Here is a 6,864-nt window from a genome sequence, read left to right on the forward strand (position 1 = left end):
CTCCAACCACAGGGGATCTTTCGGACCTTCGCCCGGGAGGCCATCGATGGGACGCCTGATGAGTGAGGTGGCTATCGTCGGCGTTGGCTGGAGCGGCTTCCGTTCGATATCGCCCGATCTTTCATTCCGGGAACTGATGTTTGAAGCGGCCGCAAAGGCCTATGCGGATGCAGGGATCCATCCCCGGCGCGATTTGGATGGCCTGGTCGTGGCCGAAGAAGATTTCCACGAAGGGATCGCGATCAGCGATGAGTATGTTCCCGATCAGATGGGAGCTGTTCTGAAATCCGTTCATACCATTGCGGGCGATGGCCTTCAGGCGCTGGCGGCGGGCGTGATGCAGATCGCCGCCGGCGCGGCCCGCATCGTGGCTGTCGAATCCCACAGCAAGGCGAGCAACATCCTGAACCTCCCCCAGATCACCACCCTGGCCCTCGATCCGGTGTTCCAGCGCCCCCTGGAGGTTCACCCTCTTTTCATCGCCGGGTTGGAGATGCGCCGCTACCTAGAAGCCACCCGCACCCCCATCGAGCATGTGGCCCGGGTGGTGGTGAAAAACCGGCGCAATGCCATGCGGAACCCCCGTGCGGCCTTCCCGGCGGAGCTTTCAGTGGAGGATGTGCTGGGCAGCGAACCGCTGGCGGAGCCCCTCACCCGCCTGATGGCCGCCGAGCCCGCGGATGGATGCATCGTCCTGGTCCTGGCCCGGGGCGATATCGCCCGTTCCCTCACCGATCGACCCGTGTGGATCCGTGGGATCGGCTGGGCCACGGATTCTTACGCCTTGGAAAGCCGGGATTGGGAGGGGGCGCGCTATCTGCGACGGGCGGCGGAGCTCGCCTACCAGCAAGCGGGGATCCGATCCCCACGCCGGGCCTTCGATTTGGTCGAGGTGGACGACACGTTTGCTTATAAAGAGCTTCAGCATTTGGAAGCTTTGGGCCTCTGTCGCCCTGGGGAGGCCGGATGGTGGACCGCGGAAGGGGCGACGGAGGTCGGAGGGGAGCTGCCGGTGAATCCCTCGGGAGGGTGCCTCGGGGAAGGGCATCTGCTGGAGGCCTCGGGCCTGGCCCGGGTGCTGGAGGCCGTGCTCCAGCTGCGGGGCGAGGCCGGCCCCCGGCAGGTCCCGAACGCCCACACCGCTCTGGTGGCCTCATGGCGGGGCCTCCCCACGGCCACGGGGGCGGTGGCCATTCTAAGCCGGGAGCCATCATGATGCATCGAATGGGCCCGCCGAATCCGTTCCGACCCGGCCGGATGAGAGGATCGCTTTGCGTCTGATGGCGAGATCGGGAGCCTGGACGCTTCAGCGCTTTTCCCTCCGAAGCGGATGGAGCGCTCGCGCGTCGTTCAGCGGCGGCCTGCCCCCGATCAGCCATGGGGAGGAGAGGAGGGAAGCCCTCGACGAATGGGTATTCCCTTTAAGAGCGGCCGGAGGTGCCCATGGATTCGGAGGAGCTGCACGCCCGGGTGGAACAGCTGGAACGGGAGCTGATCCTGCTGAAGCACGTGATCCGTGTTATCCTGGCGGCTCACCGATGCAACCCGCCCTCCTTCTCCGGCCAACGGGTGGATCCCGAAACGGTTCGTCAGGTGCGGCGGGAGATCCAAGCCGAGTGGGATAAAGAATGTCAGCAGTGGATCACCCTTGACCCGAGGTCCTTGTGAGAACCTACGTCCTGGATACTCATGCGCTGATCTGGTATCTTACCCGGGATGAGCGGTTGAGCCCGGCGGCCCGGCAGGCTTTTCAAGAGATCGAACGGGGAGAGGCGAGAGGGCTGATCCCAGTCGTGGTTTTGTTGGAATTGATCCGAATTGAGGAGAAAGATCTGATCCCCCCGCTGTGGGAGATCGCGCTCGCCACCTTGCTCGGAGAAGGGAGATTCGAGGTAGTGTCTTTGGATTTGAGCCTGTTGGCCCTGGTCCGTGAGCTGCCCGAAATCGAAGATCTGCATGATCGGGTGATCGTCGCCACCGCTCGACGCTACGGGGCGGTGCTGGTGACTTACGATGAGACCATCCGGCAGTCCGGGCAGGTGGAGACCCTCTGGTGAAACTCAACTTGCCGCTCGGTTTCCCCAAGCGCTTGTTTGGGATGATGCGCGGTAGATGATTTTGCCCTGGAGGTGAGGAGCAATGGCGGGGCGACGCGTGGCGATCGTGGGCGCGGGGATGACGAAGTTCGTGCGCCGGGCCCTGGAGACGGGGCAGGAGCTGGCCTGGGAGGCGGCCAGCAAGGCTCTGGAGTCCTGCGAGATGACCCTGGATCAGATCGATGCCGTCGTCTTGGGCTCCGCCCCCGACGCTTTTGACGGGGTCCATATGAAGGTGGAATACCTGAGCCCGGGGGCCGGCGCGTGGGGCAAGCCGACCATCCGGGGATACGTGGGCGGGGGGACCGGGGTCTTTGCGGCGATCCAGGGGTGGTATCACGTTGCCAGCGGGATGTTCGACACCGTCCTGGTCGTCTGTGAGGAGAAGATGTCCTCATGTCATCCGCATCCTCAAGCGGCCTTCAACTATATTTTCGATCACACCCTGGAACGTCCCCTGGGCCCCAACCTGCTCTGGATTTTTGCCTTGGAAATGAACGCTTATATGACGAAATACGGGCTGACCAAGCGGGATATCGCGATGGTGGCGGTGAAGAACAAGCGCAACGCAGCCGACCACCCCGCGGCCCAGCTGGGGGATCCGAAGATCACAGTGGAGGACGTCCTGAACTCGGAGGTGCTCGCCTGGCCGGTGCAGCGCCTGGATGTCTCTCCACCCAGCGATGGGGCGGTGGCGATCGTGATGGCCGCCGAGCACGTGGCCCGACGGGTGACCCCCAAGCCCGTTTGGGTGGAGGGGGTTGGCTGGTCCCTGGACACCCAATACTGGACCAACCGGGATCTCTCCTATCCAACTTATGTGGAGGAGGCGGCCCGCAAAGCGTATGCGATGGCGGGGATCCGCGAGCCGCGCAAGGAGATCCACATCGTGGAGCCCTACGATCCCTTTGATTATAAGGAACTGCATCACCTGGAAGGGCTGCTCCTGGCGGATCGGGGGAAGGCGGCGGAGCTGGTGGCCCTGGGGATCGCGAACCGGGATGGGGACATGCCGGTCTGTCCCTCCGGTGGGCTTCTGGGGGTGGGGAATCCGATCGCCGCAGCCGGCCTGATGAAGGTCGCGGAGATCTTCTGGCAGCTGCGGGGGGAGGCTGGGAAACGCCAGGTCCCCGGCCAGCCCCGGCGAGGTCTGGCTCAGGCCTGGGGCGACCTGATGCAGGTGGGCACCGTGATCATCCTGGGCATTTAACCCGAAACGGACGCGTCGGGAGGAACACCGATGGAACGCTGGGTCCATCCTGTCGTCAGCCTCCGGGTGGAGGACGTGGAAGAGGGACGGGTCTGCACGGTTCGAGCGCCAATGCGCGGGGAGTACGCATGGGACACGGGGGTGGCCGTCGGGCGGTTTCTGGCGGAGCTGAAGGCCGGCCGCCTCATCGGGCGCCGTTGCCGGGCATGTGGCCGGGTGATGATCCCCCCACGCATGTTCTGCGAGCAGTGTTTCCGGCCCACGGATGAGTGGGTGCCCTTGGCCGATACGGGGACCGTACTCACGTTCTCCGTTTGCACGATCTCCTGGGACATGCGCCGCCTGGAGGTCCCGGAGGTGCCGGCCGTCATCGCCATCGATGGCGCTTCCCCTGGGATGGGGATCATGCATAAGCTCGGGGAAGTCGGCCGCACCGTCGAGGAAATCGTGAACCGGGTCCGGATTGGGATGCGCGTTCAGGCCGTCTGGAAGCCGGCTGCGGAACGGGTCGGCGCGATCACGGATATCCTCTATTTCCGACCTCTGGCAGACTGAGGAGGCCCTTATGTCGCTGGTGGAGCGCATTCAACGCGTCACGGAGATCCGGGCCTGGCCGGGAACGATCCAGCTGGAGGGCGTCTATACGGCGGGGGTGGCCGGTGAACGCTGGCTGCGCGGATTGCAGGAGGGGAAAATCTACGGAACTCGTTGTCCGCGCTGTCGATATACGTACGTTCCGGCCCGGCGGTTCTGCGAGCGCTGTCTGGGCGGGCTGGGGGAGGATGCCTGGGTGGAGGTGGGCCCCCGGGGGACGGTCCTTTCATGGACCCGGGTGCATGTGGCCCCGGATGGAGCCCGACTGGCTCGTCCTCGGGTGATCGGCCTGATCCGTCTGGACGGCGCGGATGCGGCCCTAGTCCACGAGCTGATCGATGAAGGGGAATGGGAAACCGGCATGCGGGTGGAGGCCATCTTTCGACCACCCGCCGAGCGCATCGGGAGCATTCGGGATCTGTTGGGCTTCCGTTCGGTTCGATAAGCGGCGCGCCAGGGCGATAGTGAAGCGGTGCACAGCCTTTTGTGGCCCCTCCAATTTGTGATTTATTTCACAATTATGACTTGCCGGGAATCGAGAGCCTCCCTATAATAAGGACAACCCTGGGCCCCGGCCCAGAGAGTGTGGAGCCTTCAGATTCCCCAGGGGTAGGGATCCGCCGCCAAAGGGATCTCTCCCCTCATCGAGGAGAAGGCTGGGATGGAACATCACCCATCCGTTCGGAAGTCCTCCCGGAATGGGAGGATAGGGGAACGCCTGCTGCGCACGCTTCCCGTGAAGAATGATGGGCTGGGATCCTGGTTCATCTGGCCGAGGATCCTCTCCCACTTGAAAGACCGACTCAGAGGATTGCGAGAGCCTGCTCGGAGAGCCCAGACGTTCGGCGCAGCGCTCTGGGCGCATTACAGTGTGCACATCGGCATCGTTCTGGCGGTGGGGGTATTGTATTTGAGCCTCACTCAGAGCCGGACAGCTCCGGCGTGGCTCCGCCAGCCGGTTCAACTTCCGGAGATCGCCCGTGACGAGCCGGCTTCTCCGGAGGTTTTGCAAGCCCTTCTCCGGCGCTCCGCTTACCTGGGTGGAACCCGTCGGAACGGCTCCTCATGGTTGATCCGCCAGGTGGATCTGCACACGGAGATCCCCGAGCGACCCCGACGTGGGATCATCACGTATACGGTTCAGCCTGGCGATACCCTGTTCGGCATCGCTGAGAAGTTCAAGCTGCGCCCGGAGACCATCCTCTGGGCCAACTACGATGTCCTCCAGGATGACCCTCACTTGCTGGACATCGGACAGGTCCTGAACATCCCGCCTGTGGATGGGGTCCTGCATGTGGTGAAGGAGGGGGAGACCCTCGAGGAGATCGCGAAGAAGTATAACGTGACCCCGGATGCGATCCGGAACGCTGAGTGGAACGGCTTGCTGGAAGGGGGGGAGCTGCAGATTGGCCAAGTTCTGATCGTCCCCGGCGGCAGCCGCCCCTTCGCCGGCTGGACCCCCCCGCGGCGTTCTTATGTGGTCATTGCCGGCGGCAAACGGATGCCCGCGGGCGCGTGCCCCAGCGTGCAGGTCGCGCCGCTGGGGACGGGGAGTTTCGTCTGGCCGGTGAACAGCCGCTGGCGCTCGGGGTATGATTTCACGGCCTACCACCCCGGCGTGGATTTCGCGGGGCGCTTGGGGGATCCGGTCTACGCGGCCGACGCTGGCACGGTGGTCTACGCGGGCTGGAGCACGGTCGGCTACGGCAACCTGATCGTCCTGGACCATGGCAACGGATATCAGACCTACTACGCCCATCTCAGTACGATCTTCGTGGGCTGTGGGCAACAGATCGCCAAAGGGGCGACGATCGGCCTGGTCGGCTCCACCGGGCGCTCGACCGGCCCCCACCTCCACTTCGAGATCCGGGGCCCAGGCGGGTTCGTGAACCCCTGGCAGGCGCTTCCATAAGCGTTGCTTCCCCCAAAGCCCCCGAGGGGGAGCGGAGAGTACGATGGGCATCCATTAGGCCGCATTAGGGGCTCCGACGGATCCTCGTCAACGCCCCAGAACCGGGTTATGATTGCGAGAGAGGGCGCTGTCGCTGGGGCCTATGCGCGAAAGGCGCATAGGCCCCAAACTCCTGAATCCCCATTCTGAACCCCCAGTAACTATAAGGGCTGTGAGGAGGCGAAGGCTCGATGTCGGTGGAGGCGGTATGGCCGATCCTGGGGATCGGGATCCTGGCCGCCTTGGGCGTTTACCTGATCGGGATGGCCGTGGTCTACGAACAGGTGCATCCGGCCCAGCGTCGGACGCACCTGGTGTGGTTCCTTTCCGGCCTGGCGCTCGTGGGGTTCGGGTTCATCCCGTCCTCCCTTCTCCTTGGGCCTGCTTACCGGTTCACCGTGAACATGGCGCAGTTCGTTGTCTTAACCGGGCTGGCCGCGCCGTCCCTGTTGATGGGATTGCCTGCGCCCTTCCTCACCCCACTGGTCCGGCAGGAGCCGCTCCGGGCCCTCGGGTTCCGGTTGAGCCGGCCGATCCCTGCCTATCTGGCGGCCAACTTGATCTTTTTCGCGTGGCACACCCCCACCCTCTTCGAGCTGGCCTCTCGCAGCGTGGGCCTATGGGCCCTCAAGCAGGGGCTCTTCCTGATCGCGGCGATGCTGGCCTGGTGGCCGGTGCTCAGCCCCGTGCCCGCCTGGCCCCCTCTCTCAGAGCCTGGCCAAGTCCTTTATCTTTTCTTCCTGGCGATGCCCACCACGTTGTTAGGGGCTCTGTTCACGTTTCCGGACAACCGGATCTACAACCCGACCGCGCTGGGCTTTGAGGTGTGCGCGCCCGCTTCGCTGGAAGACCAGCGGATGGCGGGCCTCTTCATGTGGGTGCCGGGCGCGCTGATCTATCTAGGGGCCCTGACGGTGGTGTTCTTCCGGTGGTTCGGGAGGGAATCATAGGGAGAACGGTCGAGCGCCCCTACTGCGTAAGACCATGAAGAGCGGCCCGCGTACGCGGGCAGA

The 6,864-nt window shown here is 64.4% G+C and carries 8 protein-coding genes; all 8 read left to right on the plus strand.

The genetic code is table 11. From position 1 onward, the window contains the following. Positions 1-46: 46 nt before the first annotated feature. The 8 genes from ACFMO5_RS05250 (at position 47) to ACFMO5_RS05285 (ending at position 6,801) form a co-directional block, all read left to right on the plus strand. Entirely contained in the window at positions 47-1,216 is a 1,170-nt protein-coding gene (locus ACFMO5_RS05250; protein WP_376791702.1) for an acetyl-CoA acetyltransferase, read from the plus strand. Positions 1,217-1,443: 227 nt separating this feature from the next. Next, the gene (locus tag ACFMO5_RS05255; protein WP_376791703.1) at positions 1,444-1,668 is read left to right on the plus strand and encodes a hypothetical protein; all 225 of its coding nucleotides are present in this window, start codon (positions 1,444-1,446) and stop codon (positions 1,666-1,668) included. After that, positions 1,665-2,057 carry a type II toxin-antitoxin system VapC family toxin gene (locus tag ACFMO5_RS05260; protein WP_376791704.1) on the plus strand — a complete coding sequence of 131 codons (393 nt, stop codon included), beginning with the start codon at positions 1,665-1,667 and terminating at the stop codon, positions 2,055-2,057. Before ACFMO5_RS05255 ends, ACFMO5_RS05260 begins: the two co-directional genes overlap by 4 nt. An 82-nt stretch (positions 2,058-2,139) precedes the next feature. Continuing rightward, a complete protein-coding gene (locus ACFMO5_RS05265) occupies positions 2,140-3,306 on the plus strand; it encodes a thiolase domain-containing protein (protein WP_376791705.1) in 1,167 nt (388 codons plus the stop codon). A 30-nt stretch (positions 3,307-3,336) separates the two neighbouring features. Continuing rightward, positions 3,337-3,861, plus strand: a complete 525-nt coding sequence (locus ACFMO5_RS05270) for a Zn-ribbon domain-containing OB-fold protein (protein WP_376791706.1) — start codon at positions 3,337-3,339, stop codon at positions 3,859-3,861. Positions 3,862-3,871: 10 nt separating this feature from the next. Then, positions 3,872-4,345, plus strand: a complete 474-nt coding sequence (locus ACFMO5_RS05275; protein WP_376791707.1) for a Zn-ribbon domain-containing OB-fold protein — start codon at positions 3,872-3,874, stop codon at positions 4,343-4,345. 216 nt (positions 4,346-4,561) lie between these two features. After that, complete coding sequence (locus ACFMO5_RS05280) at positions 4,562-5,812, plus strand: peptidoglycan DD-metalloendopeptidase family protein (protein ID WP_376791708.1); 1,251 nt, start codon at positions 4,562-4,564, stop codon at positions 5,810-5,812. 230 nt (positions 5,813-6,042) lie between these two features. Continuing rightward, positions 6,043-6,801: a cytochrome c oxidase assembly protein gene (locus ACFMO5_RS05285; RefSeq protein ID WP_376791709.1), complete on the plus strand. Its 759-nt coding sequence runs from the start codon at positions 6,043-6,045 to the stop codon at positions 6,799-6,801. Positions 6,802-6,864: the final 63 nt, after the last annotated feature.

The organism is Thermoflexus sp. (genome assembly GCF_042408365.1).
Lineage (GTDB): Bacteria > Chloroflexota > Anaerolineae > Thermoflexales > Thermoflexaceae > Thermoflexus.